This window comes from Pseudomonas fluorescens, from assembly GCF_902497995.1.
Classification (GTDB): Bacteria; Pseudomonadota; Gammaproteobacteria; order Pseudomonadales; family Pseudomonadaceae; genus Aquipseudomonas; species Aquipseudomonas fluorescens_BK.
In genome coordinates this window covers 123,933-141,719 of the sequence record NZ_CABVII010000016.1, presented here as the reverse complement: position 1 = coordinate 141,719, position 17,787 = coordinate 123,933, and the positions used below count along the sequence as shown (strand labels likewise).

At 60.1% G+C, this 17,787-nt stretch carries 18 protein-coding genes and 1 pseudogene; 5 read left to right on the top strand and 14 right to left on the bottom strand.

Features of this window, described 5'->3' with window-relative positions; genetic code table 11:
• Positions 1-6: 6 nt before the first annotated feature.
• From F8N80_RS19485 to F8N80_RS19440, 10 genes are read right to left on the bottom strand one after another with little or no spacing between them, the layout of a single operon-like run.
• Positions 7-810 carry an aspartate dehydrogenase gene (locus F8N80_RS19485; protein ID WP_150784505.1) on the bottom strand — a complete coding sequence of 268 codons (804 nt, stop codon included), beginning with the start codon at positions 808-810 and terminating at the stop codon, positions 7-9.
• Positions 811-820: 10 nt separating this feature from the next.
• Positions 821-2,503, bottom strand: a complete 1,683-nt coding sequence (locus F8N80_RS19480) for a thiamine pyrophosphate-binding protein (RefSeq protein WP_150784504.1) — start codon at positions 2,501-2,503, stop codon at positions 821-823.
• A complete protein-coding gene (locus tag F8N80_RS19475; protein ID WP_150784503.1) occupies positions 2,496-3,293 on the bottom strand; it encodes an SDR family oxidoreductase in 798 nt (265 codons plus the stop codon). The genes F8N80_RS19480 and F8N80_RS19475 overlap by 8 nt, the downstream gene beginning before the upstream one ends.
• Before the next feature lies 1 nt (position 3,294).
• Complete coding sequence (locus F8N80_RS19470; protein WP_150745678.1) at positions 3,295-4,131, bottom strand: IclR family transcriptional regulator; 837 nt, start codon at positions 4,129-4,131, stop codon at positions 3,295-3,297.
• Entirely contained in the window at positions 4,128-5,012 is an 885-nt protein-coding gene (locus tag F8N80_RS19465) for an alpha/beta fold hydrolase (protein ID WP_150745679.1), read from the bottom strand. Before F8N80_RS19465 ends, F8N80_RS19470 begins: the two co-directional genes overlap by 4 nt.
• Positions 5,013-5,016: 4 nt before the next feature.
• Positions 5,017-5,580, bottom strand: a complete 564-nt coding sequence (locus F8N80_RS19460; RefSeq protein ID WP_150745680.1) for a cupin domain-containing protein — start codon at positions 5,578-5,580, stop codon at positions 5,017-5,019.
• 13 nt (positions 5,581-5,593) lie between these two features.
• Entirely contained in the window at positions 5,594-6,361 is a 768-nt protein-coding gene (locus F8N80_RS19455) for an SDR family oxidoreductase (RefSeq protein ID WP_191632949.1), read from the bottom strand.
• Positions 6,358-7,134, bottom strand: a complete 777-nt coding sequence (locus F8N80_RS19450) for an ABC transporter permease (protein ID WP_064678597.1) — start codon at positions 7,132-7,134, stop codon at positions 6,358-6,360. The genes F8N80_RS19455 and F8N80_RS19450 overlap by 4 nt, the downstream gene beginning before the upstream one ends.
• Positions 7,135-7,162: 28 nt before the next feature.
• Complete coding sequence (locus F8N80_RS19445; protein ID WP_150784502.1) at positions 7,163-8,164, bottom strand: ABC transporter substrate-binding protein; 1,002 nt, start codon at positions 8,162-8,164, stop codon at positions 7,163-7,165.
• Between the two features lie 39 nt (positions 8,165-8,203).
• Positions 8,204-9,055 (bottom strand): ABC transporter ATP-binding protein, encoded by an 852-nt coding sequence (locus tag F8N80_RS19440; RefSeq protein ID WP_150784501.1) that lies wholly within the window; start codon positions 9,053-9,055, stop codon positions 8,204-8,206.
• A 686-nt stretch (positions 9,056-9,741) separates the two neighbouring features.
• Here F8N80_RS19440 and yiaY point away from each other — a divergent pair.
• Positions 9,742-10,890 carry an L-threonine dehydrogenase gene (gene yiaY, locus F8N80_RS19435; protein ID WP_150784500.1) on the top strand — a complete coding sequence of 383 codons (1,149 nt, stop codon included), beginning with the start codon at positions 9,742-9,744 and terminating at the stop codon, positions 10,888-10,890.
• Between the two features lie 76 nt (positions 10,891-10,966).
• Here the strand turns inward: yiaY and F8N80_RS19430 are convergent, their stop codons facing one another.
• Positions 10,967-11,068 carry a bacteriocin immunity protein gene (locus F8N80_RS19430; protein ID WP_224790718.1) on the bottom strand — a complete coding sequence of 34 codons (102 nt, stop codon included), beginning with the start codon at positions 11,066-11,068 and terminating at the stop codon, positions 10,967-10,969.
• Positions 11,069-11,146: 78 nt separating this feature from the next.
• Here F8N80_RS19430 and F8N80_RS19420 point away from each other — a divergent pair.
• Positions 11,147-11,269: pseudogene (locus F8N80_RS19420) on the top strand (4-hydroxybenzoate 3-monooxygenase); the annotation flags it as partial.
• A 40-nt stretch (positions 11,270-11,309) separates the two neighbouring features.
• Here F8N80_RS19420 and F8N80_RS19415 read toward each other — a convergent pair.
• Entirely contained in the window at positions 11,310-11,672 is a 363-nt protein-coding gene (locus F8N80_RS19415) for a DUF6124 family protein (protein WP_150784499.1), read from the bottom strand.
• A 648-nt stretch (positions 11,673-12,320) separates the two neighbouring features.
• Here F8N80_RS19415 and F8N80_RS19410 point away from each other — a divergent pair.
• The gene (locus F8N80_RS19410; protein WP_150784498.1) at positions 12,321-13,130 is read left to right on the top strand and encodes an HNH endonuclease; all 810 of its coding nucleotides are present in this window, start codon (positions 12,321-12,323) and stop codon (positions 13,128-13,130) included.
• A gap of 132 nt (positions 13,131-13,262) precedes the next feature.
• Here F8N80_RS19410 and F8N80_RS19405 read toward each other — a convergent pair whose 3' ends face one another.
• The gene (locus F8N80_RS19405; RefSeq protein WP_150784497.1) at positions 13,263-15,122 is read right to left on the bottom strand and encodes an ABC transporter ATP-binding protein; all 1,860 of its coding nucleotides are present in this window, start codon (positions 15,120-15,122) and stop codon (positions 13,263-13,265) included.
• Positions 15,123-15,415: 293 nt separating this feature from the next.
• Here F8N80_RS19405 and F8N80_RS19400 point away from each other — a divergent pair, with 293 nt between their 5' ends.
• Both F8N80_RS19400 and F8N80_RS19395 read left to right on the top strand, forming a co-directional pair.
• Positions 15,416-15,895: a GNAT family N-acetyltransferase gene (locus F8N80_RS19400; protein WP_150784496.1), complete on the top strand. Its 480-nt coding sequence runs from the start codon at positions 15,416-15,418 to the stop codon at positions 15,893-15,895.
• Between the two features lie 432 nt (positions 15,896-16,327).
• Positions 16,328-16,951: a pYEATS domain-containing protein gene (locus tag F8N80_RS19395; protein WP_150784495.1), complete on the top strand. Its 624-nt coding sequence runs from the start codon at positions 16,328-16,330 to the stop codon at positions 16,949-16,951.
• 282 nt (positions 16,952-17,233) lie between these two features.
• Here the strand turns inward: F8N80_RS19395 and F8N80_RS19390 are convergent, their stop codons facing one another.
• Entirely contained in the window at positions 17,234-17,770 is a 537-nt protein-coding gene (locus F8N80_RS19390) for an AAA family ATPase (RefSeq protein ID WP_150745691.1), read from the bottom strand.
• Between the last annotated feature and the right edge of the window lie 17 nt (positions 17,771-17,787).

The following is a 17,787-nucleotide window of genomic DNA, read 5'->3' as shown; positions in this document are numbered from 1 at the left end:
TGTCCCTTAAATCGAAATCGCGTGGGCGTGGTTGCCCAAGGCGCGGACGACGCTGTAGACGGTCAACGCCGAGGTCTTCGGGTTGGCCAGCAGCGGTTTGCCACGCAAGCTCAGTTCGAACCCGCCAAAGGCGCCGCGGGCTTCGAAGTGATGCACATTTTCCTCGCTCAGCGGGTCGGCGATCAGCGTTACCTGGGTGCGATCCAGGCCGAGCCCGGCCAGCGACAGGGTCGCGGCGACGTTGGCATTTTTCGGGTAGAGGCGGGCCGCTTCCCGGGCGCTGCCCTGAAAAATCACCGTGGTTTCGGTGAGGCTGTCCAGGTCAAAGGCCTGTTCGGCCGGGGTGTTTTTCCAGGCGCGCGCCGGTTTGCGTCCGGTGTAATTCACCGAGTCCAGGCCGCCGACCTTGGCCGCCGACAAGGCATCGATGCCGCCGATGGCGCCGGGCAGCAATTCGATGCGGGTCTGGCCGCGTTCGGCTGCCGCTTCCAGGCGCTCCACCAGGCCGACTTCGGACAGCGCGCCGACCGAGACGATCAGGCAGGCGATGCCACGCTCCAGCGCGGGCAGCACGTGTTCTTCGATGGCTTTGTGACCGGCGCACTCGACCAACAGGTCGGGGCGCGCATCGGCCGGCAGCGCTGTCAGCACTTGCGGCGGTTGTTTGAAACTGGCCAGCCTTTGACGTACAAGCTCTTCGGAACCGGCCGAGGCAATGACGTAGTCGACGCACAACTGCGGGTCTTTCTCCAGCAGTTCGAGCACGCCGACGCCAATGGCGCCGCAGCCGATCATGGTGATGTGCAACATGACGAAGTCCTCAAGCCGTGGCTTTCTGCGCTTTGGTTTCGCTGTTGGGCGGACCGGCGAACTGGGTGGCGAAGCTGCCGACGGCGAGCATGTCGACTTCCAGCAGGAACGGACCGGGTTGCGCCAGCGCACCGTCGACGACTTTGCCGAAGTCCTTCAGGTCGGTGACCAGGCCATGGCGCAGGTTCAGCGATTCGGCCAGCTTGGAGTAATCCGGCGTGTGCAGGTCGACGTAGCAGTGACGACTGCCATACACCGCGTCCTGAATGTTGCGGATCACCCCGTAGCGCTGGTCGTTCATCAGCAGGATCACCACGTTGGCGTTCTCTTGCACCAGGGTCGCCAGCTCACCGAGGTTGAGAATGAAACCGCCGTCACCGGCCAGGGCGAAGACCTTGCGCTCAGGCGCGGTTTCCGCCGCGGCGACTGCCGCGCCGATGCCCATCGACAAGCCCTGGCCAATGCCGCCGCCGAGGGCATGCACGCCGGCGCGTGGGTGGTACAACGTCAGCAGGCGGTTGCCCCAGATGCTGTTGGACAGCGTGACATCGCGCACCCAGCTGAAATTGCGCCCGGTAATGGCTTGCAGCTGTTCGACCATGGCCGAGTATGGGCCGAGGTCGGCGATCAGTTGCGTGCGGGATTTTTCGCGCACGTCCTTGAGTTCGGCGAGGAACGTCGGGTCGATCTGCAAGCGACCTTCGAGACGGTCCGCCAGGCCTTCGAGGGCCAGCGCCGAGTCACCGCAGATGAACAGCTCGCTGTTGTAGCTGCGACCTTCGATGGCCGGGTTGGCGTCGATGCGCAAGGTGTTGCGCGGCAGCTTCAGCGCGTACTTGAAGGTCTCGTTGCTGCGCAGGCGGGAACCGGCGATCAGCAGGGCATCGCAGCTTTGCAGGAAGTGTTCGACCAGTTTGTTTTGCGAGAACGCCCCAAGGCAGCGCTCGTCATCTTCGTTGACCACGCCGCGACCTTGAGTCGAGGTGATCACGCCGACGCCCATGTCCAGCAGGCGTTTGACTTGCGGGCCCGCATGCCGCGCGCCACCGCCCAGCCACAACAGCGGACGGGTGGCACTGGCCAGGCGCTCCGCCACCAGGTCCAGCGCTTCGGGTGCGGGCACGGCCACCGGAATCGGCAGCGGCGACAGGTCGGTCGGCATCGGGATAAAGGTCGACTGGATGTCGATCGGGATTTCCACGCTGACCGGTCCCGTCGGTGCGGTCAGGGCGGTCTGCACGGCCAGCTTCATAGTGCTCAGTGCGGTTTCGACGCTGCGTACACGGAACGCGGCCTTGGACACGGCCTTGAGCATGGTCAGCTGATCGCGGGCTTCGTGGATGTAGGCGAACTCCTGATCCAGGTACGGCGTTTCGATCTGCCCGGTGATGTGCAACAGCGGCGTGCCGGCGGTCAGTGCTTCGACCAGTGCCCCGGCGGCGTTACCGGCGGCGGTGCCGGTGGACGTCAGGCACACGCCCAGGCCACCGGTGGTGCGGGCATAGGCATCGGCCATGTTGGTGGCGCCGGCTTCACCCCGGGCCATGACGAAGCGGATGTTGCCGCGTACGGCGAACGCATCGAGGATCGGCATGTTGTGGATCGAGATCACGCCGAACGCGGCCTTGACCTCGCATTGCTCGAGAAATGCGGTGATGGCAGCGCCAACGGTGACAGTATTTTCATTACGCATGGCGGGACAGGCCTCCGGAAACATCGATATGGCTGCCTGTGGTGTAAGCCGACAGAGGCGAGGCCAGAAACAGGATCGCGCGGGCCGCTTCAATCGGCAGGCCCAGGCGCCCCAAGGGAATGTGTTTTTGTTGAGCCAGGCGGGCGGTCCATTGGCTCCAGTCCAGCTCCCGTTCTTCGCGGGCTTCGAAACGTCGGCGCCATTGCCCGGACTCGACCAGGCCGATCAGGATGCCGTTGACCCGAATGCCATCGACGGCAAATTCGGTGGCCATCGAGCGCACCAGGTTCATCACCCCGGCGCGGGCGGCCGAGGTGGCGACCATGTGCGGCTCCGGCTGGCTGGCCAGCAATGAATTGACGCAGACGATGGCGGCGTTCGCCTGGCCTTGCAGCTGCGCCTTGAAGGCACGAACCGGGTTGATCACCGAGAAGAATTTCAGGTTCAACTCTTCGGTCCAGGCACTGTCGGTGGTGTCGGCGAAGGTCGAGACCCGACCTTGTCCGGCGTTGTTGATCAACACGCTGGCGGGCCCCAGTGCAGCCAGGCTGGCGGCGACAAAAGCGTTGACCGAGTCGGCCTCGAGCACGTTGCACACCTGGGCCAGCAACCGCGCCTCGGGGAAGCGTTGGCGCAACTCGGCTTCGGCGCTGCGCAGGCGATCTGCGTCGCGACCGCAGAAGGCCACGGCGGCGCCGGCTTCGAGCAGCAACTCGACACAGGCCAGGCCAATCCCCGAGGAGCCGCCGGTCACGATTGCCGTGCTGTCTTGCAGTTGATAGAGACTCATCTCAATCCCTCATCAGGGCGGTCACGCGGTGCTGGCCGTCGTGGCCGGCAGCGCTGTTGTAGTCGAGCAACCGCGACAGTTCGTCGGCGCTGCGCCGCACTTGCAGAAGCAATTCGTTGAAATTGACGTGGGCGATCTGGGGGGTCGGAATGGTCACGCCCAAGGCCGCGACGATCTGCCCGGATTGATCGCGTACCGGTGCGGCGACGGTCGAGATCGCTGATTCGAAGAAGCCCTCGCCGCTGATAAAACCGCGCTGACGGTCGGCCTGGACCATGTCGAACAGCTCCATCACGGTTTTTGGCGTGCAGGGCGAGAACTGTTCCAGGTGATCTTCCGGGTACAGCTCGCGCAACTCGGCCAGTGACAGGTCTTCGAGCAGAATGCGCCCCAGGACCGTGGCGTGGGCGGGCAGGCGGGTGCCGACGTTCACCGCGGTGGAGAACACCGACGGCGGCGAGACCTTGGCCACGTAGACGATCGAGCGACCGTCGCGCACGACCAAGTTGCTCGGGTAGTTGAGGCGGTCGCACAGGCGGGCCAGCAGCGGCTGGCCGAGTTCGGTCAGTTCCAGCGAGGCCAGGTACTCGAAGCCCAGGCGCAGCACCGACATGCCAAGGCGATATTCATTGCCGCTGCGGGTGACGAACCCCATGGTTTCCAGGGTCGTCAGCAAGCGAAAAATCGTCGAGCGCGGGAGCGCCAGACGCCGGGCCAGTTCCGGCGCGGTCAGCGTGCGATTGCGCCGGCTGAACTCGCAGAGCAGCAGCAGGCCGCGCTCCAGGCCCGGCACGATGTATTTGTCCTGAGCGTCCTTCAGCAGATCTGAATCGTTCATAGCGATGCACCTGTCAGGGATTGTTGGATGGCGCAGGCCAGACGGCCCGCCACCACACAAGGTTGTTCGATGGGGCTGGCGTGCCCGGCATCGGCAATAAGGTTGAACGTGCCGCCCAGGGCCTTGGCCAGGGTCAGGCAGCTTTCGGGCGCGGTGATGCCGTCGGCTTCGCCGCAATGTACTTCGCAAGGCATCGACAGCGGGGCGTGGCGCAGCAGGTCATCGCCGCACAGCAGTTCAATGGCCTGGCGATAGCCATCGGGATTGAGCCGGGCCATGTTCCACTGCACCCAGGCTTGTGCCTTCGGGCTGGCGTTGGGCGAGAGCATGTAGGCACTGCGTTGCTCGGCCATGCCCTGGATGCCCAGTTGATCCAGGGCACGCAGGCGTTTGTTGCGTACTTCCTGGCGCTGCAAGGCGCGCGATGGATGGCCGTAGCCCTGGGCGGGGCTGATCAACACCAATCGACTGACCCGCTGCTGATGCACGCCGCTGGCGAACGCGGTGGCGGTCATCGCGCCGAGGGAGTGACCCACCAGCACGCAACGCTGGAGGTCCAGGGCGTCGAGCATCTGCAGCAGCCGTTCGGCGTAGTCCGAAGCGTCGGGGGCCAAGGCTCTGAGCGCAGTGGAATCACCGTAGCCGGGAGCGTCCCAGGCAATCACCCGGGCGCTCTGGCCAAGCTCCAGCGCCACCTGCAGCCACGACGCCGAACCCGAGCCGATCCCGTGCAACAACACAATGGCCGGCCCGGCCCCGCATTCGCGCACGGCCTGGCGGGCGCCTGCGAGCTCCAGCGTGCGCTGGGGAAAGTGCAGCGCCAGCTGGGCCTGGAGGTCAGCCGTGAGCGGCGGGACGAGCGTGTCGATGGCGTGCAACATGGGCTTATCCGCGCTTGATCGAGGCCAGAGGGTGTTCTGGCGGGTAGGTTGGGGTGACTGGTTTTTTCGCGCCGAGCATCACGCACATCAACGCGTCTTCATCGCCGATGTTGATCTCTTCGCGGTACACGCCGGGCGGCACGGAAATCACGTCGCGGTCGGTGAGGATGGTTTCGAAACGCTCGCCGTCCTTTTCAATCACCACCTTGAGTTTGCCGCGCAGCACGAAGAACACTTCTTCAACGTCGGTGTGCAGGTGCGGCGGGCCTTCGTGACCGGCCGGAATCACCATGGTGGAAAACGTGAAGTTCTCCGACGGGATGGTGTTCATGTCGCTGCTCACGCCAGTGCCGCCGGTGCCGATGTAGCGCATTTGCGCGCGGCGGAATTTCGGGTCGTAGTCGGCCTGGAATTTCAGTGCGTTCCAGTCGTACTTGCGCGTTTCGTAGCGGGCGATGCGGGTTTGCATCCAGCTTTCAAGGTCGCTGCCGGCGGGTTGTTCCCAGCTTTTCGCAGTGGCCTGCTCTGAAGAAGCGTGTGCATTCAAGTTTGCGGATAGATCGGTCATGGCAGTCTCCTGATCAAGGCATGACGAACCCGCCGTTGACCGGCAGGGTTTGTCCAGTGATGAAACGGGCGAGGTCGGACAGCGCGAACAGCACGGCGCCGCTGACGTCCTCGGGAAGTTGTGGGCGCTGAATCGCCCGTTGATCGTTGTACAAACGGTGGCGGGCTTCAGGCACGTAGGCGGTGGCTTCGACCAGCACCAGGCCGGGCGCGATGGCATTGACCGTGATGTTGTCGCCGCCCAGTTCGCGGGCCAGGCTGCGGGTCATGGCGATGATCGCGCCCTTGCTGGCGACATAGGCCAGCAGGTTCGGCGCGCCCCACAGCGGGGTGTCGGACGCCAGGTTGACGATGGCACCATGACCGCTGGCTCGCAGGGCCGGCAGGCAGGCTTTGGTCATCAGCCAGGTGCCGCGCACGTTGACTTGCATCACCTGATCCCAGGTGTCCAGGCTCAGCTCTTCGCAGGTCTTGCCGCCGGAATTGGTGATCGACGCGTTGTTGACCAGACCGTCCAACCCACCGAGCAAGCGGGTGGTTTCAGCGATGCAGGCGTCGATCGAATCCGGTTGCGCAAGGTCAACCGTCACGCCATGCACGACCAGGCCTTCAGCGACCAGTTCGGCGGCCGATTGCTGCACGCGCTCGGCGAGAATGTCGGCGATCACCACTTGCGCCCCGGCCCGGCCGATGGCCTGGGCGAAGGCGTAACCCAGGCCGCGGGCGCCACCGGTGACCAGCACGCGACGGCCTTCGAGCAAACGAGTGAGGGTCGTCATCATTGAGTACTCAGCATGGCTTTTGGCATGTAATGCAGAATGCGTTTCTCGGCCCAGACCACCGCGCCGTAAGCGAGTACACCGATCAGCGTCAGCATGACGATGGCGACGAATACGCCCGCGGTATTGCCCTGGCCTTCGGCATCGACCAGCAGGAAGCCCAAGCCCTGGTTGCCGCCGACCAGCTCACCGACGGTGACGCCGATCACGGCCAGGGTCGAGGCAATGCGCAAGCCGGAGAACAACGCGGCCATGGCCGAAGGAAACTCCACCAGGCGAAAGATCTGCCAGCGGCTGGCGTTCATGGTCCGCACGAGGTTGATCATGTCCGGGTCCACGGTGCGGATCGCCGACAGCACGTTGATCATCACCGGGAAGAACACGATCAGGATCGCGATCAGGATCTTCGGGTAAATGGTGTAGCCCAACCACATGACGAACAGCGGGGCGAAGGCGACTTTCGGCGCGATCTGCAGCGCCAGGATGTACGGCGACAGCATGGCCTCGGCGGCAGGCGAGAGGCCCAGCGACACGCCGATCGCCACGCCGAGCAGGGCGCCCAGGCCGAAGCCGACAATGATCTCGAACGCGGTGATCAAGGTGTGCTGCAGCAGGCCACCGGTCTGCCACATCACCACGCTTTCCTGGGCCACGCGGCTCAGTTGCGGCATGACGAACTCGGGCATGCCGAGCAGTCCCGGGCCCCATTGCCAGAGCACCAGGAACAGGATCAGCAGGGCGACGCTGCCGAGCATGGAGTTATTGAGGTTTTTCATCGTGTCGGTACCTTGTTGTCACTGGCCGTCATTGCGCGGCTGTTTGGGTGTCGATGAACTGGTTGGTGTACAGTTCGTCGAGCTTCGGCTCCTGGGTGACGATGCCTTCGCTGACATAGAACTGGCGGACCGCTTCCAGGCGCACCGGATCGATGCGGCCCAGTACGGTCTGGTTGGCATAGACGTGCTCGACGTAGAGCTTGAAGATTTTCTCCAGCGAATCTTCCTTGCCGGCATAGGCGGGAACAGCCTTGGCAAAGGTCACGGCGGCCGCGCGGGGGTCTTCAATGATGTCGCGCATACCGTGCAGGGTTGCCTGGACCGTGCCGCGAACAATGTCCGGGTGATGCTTGATGGCATCGTCGGAGGCGAGGATTGACTGAGCCATGCTTTCGAAGATCTGCGCTTGCGGAATCAGCTTGATCTTCACCCCGGCTTCTTCGGCGTTGATCACCCAGTCCGGCACGCTGGCCATCGCCACGGCTTTGTCGGCCGAGAACAATTGCCAGACACCGGCGGGCCCGGCGGCCTGGATGTTCACATCGTTTTTGCTCAGGCCGGCTTTACGCAGGGAGGCGAGCAAGGCGTAGTAGGTGGTGTCGGAGTAGGACATCACGGTCACCGTCTTGCCTTTGAGGTCGGTGATCGAATTGATGTTTTGCGCCGCGTTGGTAGCAATCATGGTGACGCCGCCGGCGCCCAGCACCGCGACGTTGCGCACCGGAATTCCGTTGGCCCGTACCACAATCGGCGTGTCACCGAGGGCGCCACCGAGCATGGCGTTACCCGCACCGATCTGTTTTGCCACGTCCACACCGCCCTTGGCCGCGATGAAGGTCATGTTCAGGTTCTGGGCGGCGTAGTAACCCTTTTGCTGCGCAATGATCCACGGCGCGAACGCCGGCAGGTTCGGCGGCGCCGGCAACAAGTAAGTCACGTCGGTCGACTGTGCCTGGGCAGCGAGTGCCATGCCCAGGCCAAGCGCAATGGCGCTGGCCTGGCTGAAGCGTTGAAACAGAGACTTGAGCATGAGTACTCCTGAAAAGGTTGATGGCCACAAGGGCGTTGATCAATGCAGTTCGGTGTCTTCGCCGACTTTCAGCAGTTCCATCAGGCGACCGGCCAGCGGACCGATCTCCGGCAGCTTGCGGCGCTCCAGCGGGTTGTCGCGAAACGGCAGGTCGACGGTGATTTCTTCGATGATGGTGCCGGGGCGGGCGCTCATGACCAGCAACCGGTCGGACATGGCGATGGCTTCGATCAGGTCATGGGTGATGAACAGCGCGGTCTTCTTTTCGTCGAACAGCATCCGCGCCATGTCCTGTTGCAGGATCATCTTGGTCTGCGCATCCAGGGCCGAAAACGGTTCGTCGAGAAACAGCACCTGCGGATCGATGGCCAGGGTGCGAGCCAGGGCAGCACGCTGGCGCATGCCACCCGACAACTGGAAGGGGTAGTGGTCGGCAAAACCTTGCAGGTGGCAGCGATCGAGCAGATCTTTGGCCACGGCCTGCCGCTTGGCGGCCGGCACACCCTGGATTTCCAGGCCCAGTTCGACGTTGCGGCGAATGCTGCGCCACGGCATCAGCAGGTCTTTTTGCAGCATGAAGGCGACCTGGCGGACCGGACCGGTAACGGCTTCACCACCGACGAAGACTTCGCCTTCGGTCGGGCGATACAACCCGGAACCCATATTCAGGATGGTGCTCTTGCCACAACCGGAAGGGCCGATGATCGACACCACTTCACCGCGGCGAATCTTGAAGTTCACCTCGCGAATGGCGAATGGCGCTTCGGACTTGCCCTTGGCCGGGAAGCATTTGCCGACATTGCGGAATTCAATTTCGGTGGGCTCCGGATTGTCCTTGGGAGCGGGCTTGGTCCATTGAGGGGCGACGGCGTACATCTCGTTCACAGCCATGGGAAGGGTCTCTGGTCTGTTTTATAGGTGATACGACGTTTAGTGCATGAACAATGCCAGAGCTGTGAGAGTTTTGTTTTTTGTCAAAAACTCCTTTGTTATTAGATGTTTAAGAAGATTTCAGGTTATTTCTGGCGTTTCATATATGAAACGCAGTTTCTTATTTGGCACGAAATTGCCCATCGATTGCGCGACGCCCGGAAAACCCAAGCACGCAGTGACTTTTCAGGTAACGCCGGATGGCGGGAAATAGCGGATTTGTTTCGCATATGAAACGGCGATGGGCAGATGGCGCGGGGGGATGAATGTTGAAGGGTGGCGCTGATGATCGTGAAGGGCACCCGAAGCGGGCCTCACCGAGGAGGCCCGGCCGGTACCCGAATGCGGTTCCACTGTACGCCGGAGCGGGGCGCATTCCCTCCCAGTACTAAAGGAGGTGCCAATGAAAGCTAAAGGACCATTCCAGTCTGGCGTCATAGGGTTAGGCTCAAACCCATGATCAAAAGATACCGGCTGCGATGGCCCATTCACCTCTGCATCTTAAAACACTGTTCGCCTGAACACTTGATGCAGCACCGCCCCCGCTGAACTTCGTCAATGATGACAATCAGACGAGCCTCACAGCCTGCGATATGAATAGAAGACCTCACCTGATTCCGGGTCTCCAGAATAAAAGAGGATTTATCATGAGCAGCACCTTCTTCATTCCATCCGTGAACATGATGGGCATTGGCAGTCTCGACGACGCAATGCTGGCAATCCGCAAATATGGTTTGCGTAAAGCCTTGATCGTCACTGATGCAGGCCTGGCCAAAGCCGGCGTGGCCGCCAAGGTAGCCGGCCTTCTGGCCCAGCAGGACATCAATTCCACCTTGTTTGATGGCGCCAAACCGAATCCGACGGTCAGCAATGTCGAGAAAGGCCTTGAGCTGCTGGGTCGCAGCGACTGTGATTTCATTATTTCCCTGGGCGGCGGTTCACCCCATGACTGCGCCAAAGGCATTGCCCTGTGCGCCGCCAACGGTGGGCACATCAGTGATTACGAAGGCGTGGATCAATCCGCCAAGCCACAGATGCCGTTGATCGCGATTAATACCACCGCCGGAACGGCGAGTGAAATGACCCGTTTCTGCATCATTACCGACGAAGTCCGGCACGTGAAAATGGCCATCGTCGACCGTAACGTCACCCCACTGTTGTCGGTCAACGATCCTTCGCTGATGACAGGCATGCCCAAAGGCCTGACCGCCGCCACCGGCATGGACGCGCTGACCCACGCCATCGAAGCGTACGTGTCGACTGCGGCAACGCCGATCACCGATGCCTGTGCACTCAAGGCCGTGGAATTGATCTCGGGCAACCTGCGCACTGCCGTCGCCCAGGGTGACGACATGACCGCCCGGGAAAATATGGCCTACGCGCAATTTCTTGCCGGCATGGCCTTCAACAATGCTTCGCTGGGCTATGTCCACGCCATGGCGCACCAACTGGGTGGTTTCTACGACCTGCCCCACGGCGTGTGTAATGCGATCCTGCTGCCCCATGTCGCCAGCTTCAACGCCAGCGTATGCCCGGCCCGGTTTAAAGACATCGCCAACGCAATGGGGGTCGACACCCAGCATCTGGATGCGGAAAAAGGCGCCGCCGCGGCCATCGCCGCCATCCGTAAACTGTCTTCGGATGTTGGTATCCCGAGCGGCCTCGCCGAACTGGGCGCCAAGGCCGACGATATCCCGATCCTGGCAACCAATGCCATGAAGGATGCCTGCGGCTTCACCAATCCGCGTCCTGCCAATCAGGACGAGATCGAGCAGATTTTCCATACCGCGATGTAACCGATGTGAAGTGACGCCAGCCAGACAAAAAGCCCCGCCTTCGGTTGAAGTACGGGCTTTTTTGATTCTTCACGGGTTACTCGACGTTGAACCCCGGCAAGCCCTGAGTAGCTAGCCATTCCTTGAATGTACGGGTGATGCCTTCGGCTGAATCGTCTTCTACCAGTCGTTGCTGCACGGCTTTATCGTTCAGCTCTCAGAGGAACCGATTGAGTCAGGACTGGCTTCAGCAGCCAGTTTCAATCGGTCAGCTTTACATACAGACGCGTGGGACCAGAAGATGCAACAGGCCGAGCGTGAGGACTTCTTCAACTCCCACGCTGGTTTGGTCAACATTGCCGAGAACTACGTGGGCTTGCCCTACGAGGCTGTCGAGTAAGCAGCCTTGCGCAAACCCGCAGTCGAGCTGCGGGCTTTCCTTAAGCGGGTGATTCGATCTGATCCAGCACTCGGTTCGCCGTGATTTCCGCCAGCGTGATGCTATTGGAAATACCCAGCAGCGCATTGCGCGATCCACCGTCCAGATGATCCACCAGGTGATGAACCATCACATCGACTGAGGCCAGTGTCTCGACCAGATAAACTACCAGGGTTTCGGTCGTGGCCTTTGGGTCCACGGTAAACAGGGTACTGGGTGTGCGCGGGGTGGCTTTGATGTCGGCAGTCGAGGGGAAGTGGAAGTCGAGGGCGCGTTCGGCGGCTTCGTTGGGTTTGTTTGAATCGGGGCTTTCGTAGGGGGATGCCGGATCGGTGTCTGGCGGATTGGGTGAAGGCTTGATCATATTTGTACGCTCCAAAAACATGGAGCCGTCAGCGAGTCGCTGCTAAACGAATGTAGGGTGGCAGCTGTGTGCAGGTTAGCAGACCGGCGGAGACGATTCCGGCGCGCCCGAGGGCGCCCTGCGCACAGCTACCATAAAGTGCAGGCATGAAATGACCTGACTGTCCGGATGCAAATGCGCTTCGTCACGACGGGCTGCTAAACCCGATCACTGATGGGCAGTGACGGGAATCAAGTTACCGAGCGGGCCACAGGCGCACAAGCCGGCGGATTCTGGCGTACCCGTAGGCAACGGCGCAAGGTCTTGTGGCTTTCAGGAAGTAAGCAGTAGGACGCTTAAACATGCACCTTTCGCGGATGTTTAATGTGCTTGGTCGAACATTGCTGCACGCCTGATTTCTGCACTCGGTCAGTGCTATGTGACGAGTATCCGGCGTGCCACCAGATCGGCAACTGTTGACCCCAAGCTGCCGTTGACCAAAGGCAAAAATCGACCCACAACAGCCCCTCGACCTATCGTGAAATCTACGGCAACTTCCAAGGTACAACAGCCATTCGCCGAGCCGCGTCTGATCGTGTGTGAGCGTAGCGCCCTTGATATCATGCCCAACGTTGCCGCAATCGCGGTGATTGCCATTTGAGGTGATAGTTGGAAACGCCCAGAGTTAAAGAACAGGTGTGGGCACTCGCAGATGAATTAAACGCTGCGTTGGGTGTTCAGCACGTCCAGCCGCACCAGCAGGACGCCACCAAGAAGAATATGAGCCTGACAAACCCCGAAGGGGAAAGGCTTCACATCAAGTCAGCACTTGACGGCTACCAGATAGCGCTTGGAACCAAGCCACTGGTCGCCAGGATGGAGTCTTTCATGGAGCGCCTGACGGGCAGCAAGCCCGACGGGTATAACCAGTTACAGCAGAGGGAGCCCCGCTGGAACGACTGCGACTACGCCCAAGTTCGCAAAGCGGCCTATTTCTTCGCCGACGCGCCCTTACCTCTGGATAATGACAAGACAATCGAAGCTGATCTCGAGGCGATAGCCAGGCGTCCGGGGCTCAAGTCGACGCAGCGCGAAACCCTGATTCAAGCTCGGCTTGGTCAGGGAACTTATCGCAAGCAGATGTTGGAATTATGGGAGGGCAAATGCGCGGTGACGAGCCTCACCATCCAGTCGGCCCTCATCGCGAGCCATGCCAAACCGTGGGCCGACAGCACTGATGACGAGCGCCTGGATCCATGCAATGGTCTGCCGCTCATGGCCACGCTCGACAGACTTTTCGACAAGCACCTGATCACTTTCGATCCGGAAACCGGCAAGATGCTGATCTCACACCGGGTCGAGGAGACGGATCGTGCGATCCTCGGCATCCCCGCGAACCTGCGAAAAATACTCAACGACCAGCAGGCCAGCTATCTCAAGCTACATCTGGACGAGTTCGAATTGCATAACGTCCGTTGACCGGAGCGGAGCCGAAGTACGAATATCCGAGTGAAGGCGCGACCCAACGTCCGTGGGTGGCCGACTGTTGCCTGTCATAAAGAGCAGAAACGACCCAAAGCAGCTGCTCGCAGCGCCTGGGTCCGTTCACGCTCATACCTGATCCATAACCTCGGCCACCTCCCGATCCTCACCCAGAAACCCGCCACTCTGGTGGTGCCACAGCCGCGCATAGATGCCGTTCCTTGCGAGCAATTCGGTGTGGGTGCCCTGTTCGATGATGCGTCCGTCATCCATGACAATAAGTCGATCCATTGCCGCAATCGTGGACAGCCGATGGGCGATAGCGATCACGGTCTTGCCCTGCATCATTTCATCGAGGCTTTCCTGAATGGCCACTTCGACTTCCGAATCCAGCGCGCTGGTAGCCTCGTCAAGTAGCAGGATCGGGGCGTTCTTGAGCATCACTCGGGCAATCGCGACGCGCTGGCGCTGGCCGCCCGAAAGCTTGATCCCGCGCTCGCCTACCAAGGTGTCGTAGCCGGTGTGGCCTTGTCGGTCACTCAGTTGGCTGATGAACTCATCGGCCTGGGCATTGGCCGCGGCACTGCGGATTTGCGCGTCGCTCGCATCGGGGCGGCCGTAGGCGATATTGTCGCGAATGGAACGGTGCAATAGGGAAGTATCCTGGGTGACCATGCCGATGGCGCTGCGCAAGCTGTCTTGCGTTACGTGCGCGATGTCTTGCCCGTCAATGCGAATCTGCCCGCTGTCGACGTCGTAAAAGCGCAGCAGCAGGTTGATAAGCGTGGATTTGCCGGCGCCAGAGCGGCCAACCAGACCGATTTTTTCGCCCGGGCGAATGTTCAGGCTCAGGCCATCGAGCACCTGGCGTTCGCCGTTGTAGTTGAAGCTGACATTGTCGAATGTGACCGCCCCGCCGGAGGTCACCAGCACACCCGCGTCCGGCGCATCCTGCACCTTGGGGCCGCGGGTCAGTGTTGCCATGCCATCCTGCACGGTGCCGATGCTCTCGAACAGCGAGGTCATTTGCCACATGATCCAGTGCGACATGCCATTGATACGCAACGCCATGGCGGTGATTGCCGCCACGGCACCTGTGCCGACCTCACCTTGGTGCCATAGCCACAGGGCATAACCACCTGCTGCCATGATCAAGGCCACCACCAATGCCTGGTTGACGATCTCGAACTGGCTTACGAGGCGCATCTGGCGAAAGCCGGTCTGCTTGAAATCCTCCATGGCCGCACGCGCGAAGTGCGCTTCACGATTGGAATGGGAGAACAGCTTCACTGTCGTGATGTTGGTATAGGCGTCTGAGATACGTCCGGTCATCGAGGAGCGTGCATGAGCCTGTTCCTGCCCCACTTTCCCCAAGCGGGGTACGAAGTAGCGCATGGCTAGCCCGAACAACAGGATCCAGGCAATGAAAGGCAGCATCAGTTTCAGTGCGAAGCCGCCGGCCAGCGCAATGATCGCGATGAAATACACCCCGATTCCGGGTGCGATTTCAATAAGGGTGAACAGCACGTCGCGCACGGCCAGCGCAGTCTGCATCACCTTGGTGGTGACCCGGCCGGAGAACTCATCGGAAAAGAACGAAAGGCTTTGCCGCAGCATCAAGCGGTGGAAGTCCCAACGCAGCCGCAACGGCAGGTTGATCGCCAATATCTGGTGCTGCACCATGGTGCGCAACGCCACCAGTGCGACACTGCTCGCCATTACGATGCCCATGCTCCACAACACGCGACTTTCCTGCGCAGCCGCATCACCGCCTGCCTGCCAGGTCGAGAGTAGATCCACGACCTGACCGAGGAAAGAAAACAGCCAGGCTTCGTATATCGACACAGCGGCACTCAGCAGCGCAAACGCAAGAATATAGCCGCGGGCGCCCCGTGTGCACGCCCACAGGAACCGAGCCAGGCCCTCGGGTGGCGGTGGTACCTCGTCAGGAGGAAAAGGGTCGAGCCTTCGTTCAAATGCACCAAGCATGGTGGTCTCCGAAACGATCAAATTCAGGAGATTCTGCCATTGAACGGTTGCTTTGAGGGTTTTGCGAGGTTGAGGCATGTCGCCTTCAGCACGCTTCTACGTGAAATCTCAGCCTGAAAGGCTCTGCGGACATTCAGGATTTCAATCTCCCACGCGTACTTTTCTGCTTTAGAAAACACGGCCGACTCTTTCAACAGAATCGGCCAGAAGCGGCCATTGCGCTACGCGAGCCTGGTTGCTCCCTCGACACTCTTGTGAGACGTTGAGGTGACGTTAATTTTCCAGGGAAGATCATGGGCATTCGATCGACGGAAACAAAAGACTGGCTACTGTTAAAGCAAATCCGACTCGCCGCGCTTTTGGACACGCCAACGGCATTTGGTGTCAGTTATCAAACTGCCTCCGCATACACTGACGAACAGTGGAAAGTAAGAGCCTCATCAACCGGAACAGCATTTTGGCTGGCATTCGAGAAAGACAGGCCTGTCGGAATGATTGGTGCCGCAGTCAGTAGCGCGCATCGCTTTAACTTGATCGGGATGTGGGTTGAACCTGCTGCACGGGGCTCTGGCGTGGCAACTCAGTTGGTAGATGTAGTGAAAGCTCGCGCTACCGCGGAAGGCTTTGATCGCGTTTTTCTCGACGTATCACCCGACAATGCAAGAGCCTCGAACTTCTATCTCAAGCAGGGTTTTGCTTTCATGGATGAATGGGAGCCGTTAGAAAGTCATCCGCATATTACGGTTCAGACGATGCTCTGGATCGGAAGCTGATTCACGAGTTCTCTATTAGCCGGATGTCCATTACCAGTGAAAAGCGGTTAAGGGGACGGATCTATTCGTGAAAAGGGGACCGTGAAAAGGGGACTGAAAAGGGGACGGATTGATTTTTCCTTCCCTTTTTGGAAAATAAATCCGTCCCCTTTTTCTCTTTTCACTCCTTCGCGACAGTCAGAAAACGGCCAAAGCTGTCAGTGGACGGAGCGATGGCCAATGAGTAGCTATGCTTGGTTTGTTGCCGGAACTGATCGAGCAGATTGGACGTTCTGTCAATGGCGCATAACTCCCTTCAACGGTCACCGACCGTCTCAATGCGCGGCCTAGAGGGGGTAACGAGAGAGAATGTTATCCACCAAGCCTGTGAAGGCATTATTACCCCACTTTGGGTCTATTTAGAGTTAGGCTCGCGAGCAATGGGAGGCACGCATGCCCAAATCCCCGACTACAGTCGCTGACGCCGCTTCAGCCGCTGATGTGTGGGCAGCACTTCCGTCGATACTCTGGGTGCTGCTCGTGTTTATCGCCCTGGTTTTTTTCCGAAGGGAGATCCGAGAGGTGTTTCAGAACCTTTCATGGCGGCTTAGAACAGGAGCAGCCCTAAAGCTGTTCTCACTCGAACTGGGCGGCCAAAGTTACGTCTCGCCGTCAATTGAGACAGATAAAGACGAAACCGCGTTCGAACATCGCACCGACACCGCCGAAGAGCGGTGGCGTCAGCGAGAGCAATACTACAAACCGAACCGGAACATCCATCTGGTTCATCGATTGGCTCCATCCACGAAGGCGGGGATGCTTTACGACATCCAGCTTTATCTGATGCCGCACGGGGACGCTACATTGAGCAACGTAAGCAAAGTCGAATACTACTTCGGTCGGCACTGGGGAAGTCAGATATTCACCTTAATCGATCGTAGCCGCGGCTTTCCAATAACTACCTCAGCCTTTGGGCCATTCATTTGCACGGCTAAGCTCTATTTCACAGATGGTGAGACAGTAATCATCAATCGTTATGTCGATTTTGAGATGGGGGCTATTGGGAGCAAAGCCTAGGTTCTGTACGAAATCAGCTGAAACTCAGCCTAGCACGCTGCTACGTGAAATCTCAGGTCGAAAACCCCTGCGACGATGCAGGATTTCAATCTCAGCCACGTAATTTTCTGCCATGGAAACCGGTGCGGACTTTTTCAACACAATCGGCCGTTTTCTGCCTGTCGCAAAGTGTAGCAACCGACCTGCACGGGACGTCTTGATGGAAGCCGATTCTGCTTGTCCTCCATCACGTACGAACGCGGGGTCTCAGCATAACCATAAGTGTCGAATGCCGCTCTCCATCTATTCAAGACAGCCTTCAGCCGTCGCAGGCAAGCTATCAAGAAATGCAGCAATCTGCCGGGCACCACACAAATGCACCGTAGGAATATGCGGCCCTACGGCCAACCGCACCGCCTCGATGCCTGGCCGATAACCACGATCGAAATTCCACACGAAATTCAGAAAGGTCAAAAACGCCCGATCCAGCTTCTCCGTACAACCTGCTGCAAGATCAGGGCGAGGGCGGTTCGTCACGCTGCGTATGATCACCCGGGTGAAACAGGTGAGCCGCGGGGTATCGAGCCAGATGATCAAGTCGGCGCGGGGCAGGCGAAGATCGAAAGTACGCCGGGCATAGTTGCCTTCACAAATCCAGGCGGCCGGTGCGACTGCTTCGCTGACCCGTGCGCGGAATTGCTCGGCGTCGGGTTCGACCCAGTCGGGCTCCCAGAACAGTGTGTCCAGGTGCACCACGGGCAGGCCAAGGCGCCTGCCGAGGGCGCGGGCGAGGGTAGATTTGCCGCTACCGGCATTGCCCAGAATGACAATCCGTTGCATGGTCGGACTTCCTGTCG

Excerpts from the sequence above, each read along its gene's own strand:
- F8N80_RS19485 (WP_150784505.1), bottom strand. The coding sequence starts at position 810 with ATGTTGCACATCACCATGATCGGCTGCGGCGCCATTGGCGTCGGCGTG.
- F8N80_RS19480 (WP_150784504.1), bottom strand. The coding sequence starts at position 2,503 with ATGCGTAATGAAAATACTGTCACCGTTGGCGCTGCCATCACCGCATTT.
- F8N80_RS19475 (WP_150784503.1), bottom strand. The coding sequence starts at position 3,293 with ATGAGTCTCTATCAACTGCAAGACAGCACGGCAATCGTGACCGGCGGC.
- F8N80_RS19470 (WP_150745678.1), bottom strand. The coding sequence starts at position 4,131 with ATGAACGATTCAGATCTGCTGAAGGACGCTCAGGACAAATACATCGTG.
- F8N80_RS19465 (WP_150745679.1), bottom strand. The coding sequence starts at position 5,012 with ATGTTGCACGCCATCGACACGCTCGTCCCGCCGCTCACGGCTGACCTC.
- F8N80_RS19460 (WP_150745680.1), bottom strand. The coding sequence starts at position 5,580 with ATGACCGATCTATCCGCAAACTTGAATGCACACGCTTCTTCAGAGCAG.
- F8N80_RS19455 (WP_191632949.1), bottom strand. The coding sequence starts at position 6,361 with ATGATGACGACCCTCACTCGTTTGCTCGAAGGCCGTCGCGTGCTGGTC.
- F8N80_RS19450 (WP_064678597.1), bottom strand. The coding sequence starts at position 7,134 with ATGAAAAACCTCAATAACTCCATGCTCGGCAGCGTCGCCCTGCTGATC.
- F8N80_RS19445 (WP_150784502.1), bottom strand. The coding sequence starts at position 8,164 with ATGCTCAAGTCTCTGTTTCAACGCTTCAGCCAGGCCAGCGCCATTGCG.
- F8N80_RS19440 (WP_150784501.1), bottom strand. The coding sequence starts at position 9,055 with ATGGCTGTGAACGAGATGTACGCCGTCGCCCCTCAATGGACCAAGCCC.
- yiaY (WP_150784500.1), top strand. The coding sequence starts at position 9,742 with ATGAGCAGCACCTTCTTCATTCCATCCGTGAACATGATGGGCATTGGC.
- F8N80_RS19415 (WP_150784499.1), bottom strand. The coding sequence starts at position 11,672 with ATGATCAAGCCTTCACCCAATCCGCCAGACACCGATCCGGCATCCCCC.
- F8N80_RS19405 (WP_150784497.1), bottom strand. The coding sequence starts at position 15,122 with ATGCTTGGTGCATTTGAACGAAGGCTCGACCCTTTTCCTCCTGACGAG.
- F8N80_RS19400 (WP_150784496.1), top strand. The coding sequence starts at position 15,416 with ATGGGCATTCGATCGACGGAAACAAAAGACTGGCTACTGTTAAAGCAA.
- F8N80_RS19395 (WP_150784495.1), top strand. The coding sequence starts at position 16,328 with ATGCCCAAATCCCCGACTACAGTCGCTGACGCCGCTTCAGCCGCTGAT.
- F8N80_RS19390 (WP_150745691.1), bottom strand. The coding sequence starts at position 17,770 with ATGCAACGGATTGTCATTCTGGGCAATGCCGGTAGCGGCAAATCTACC.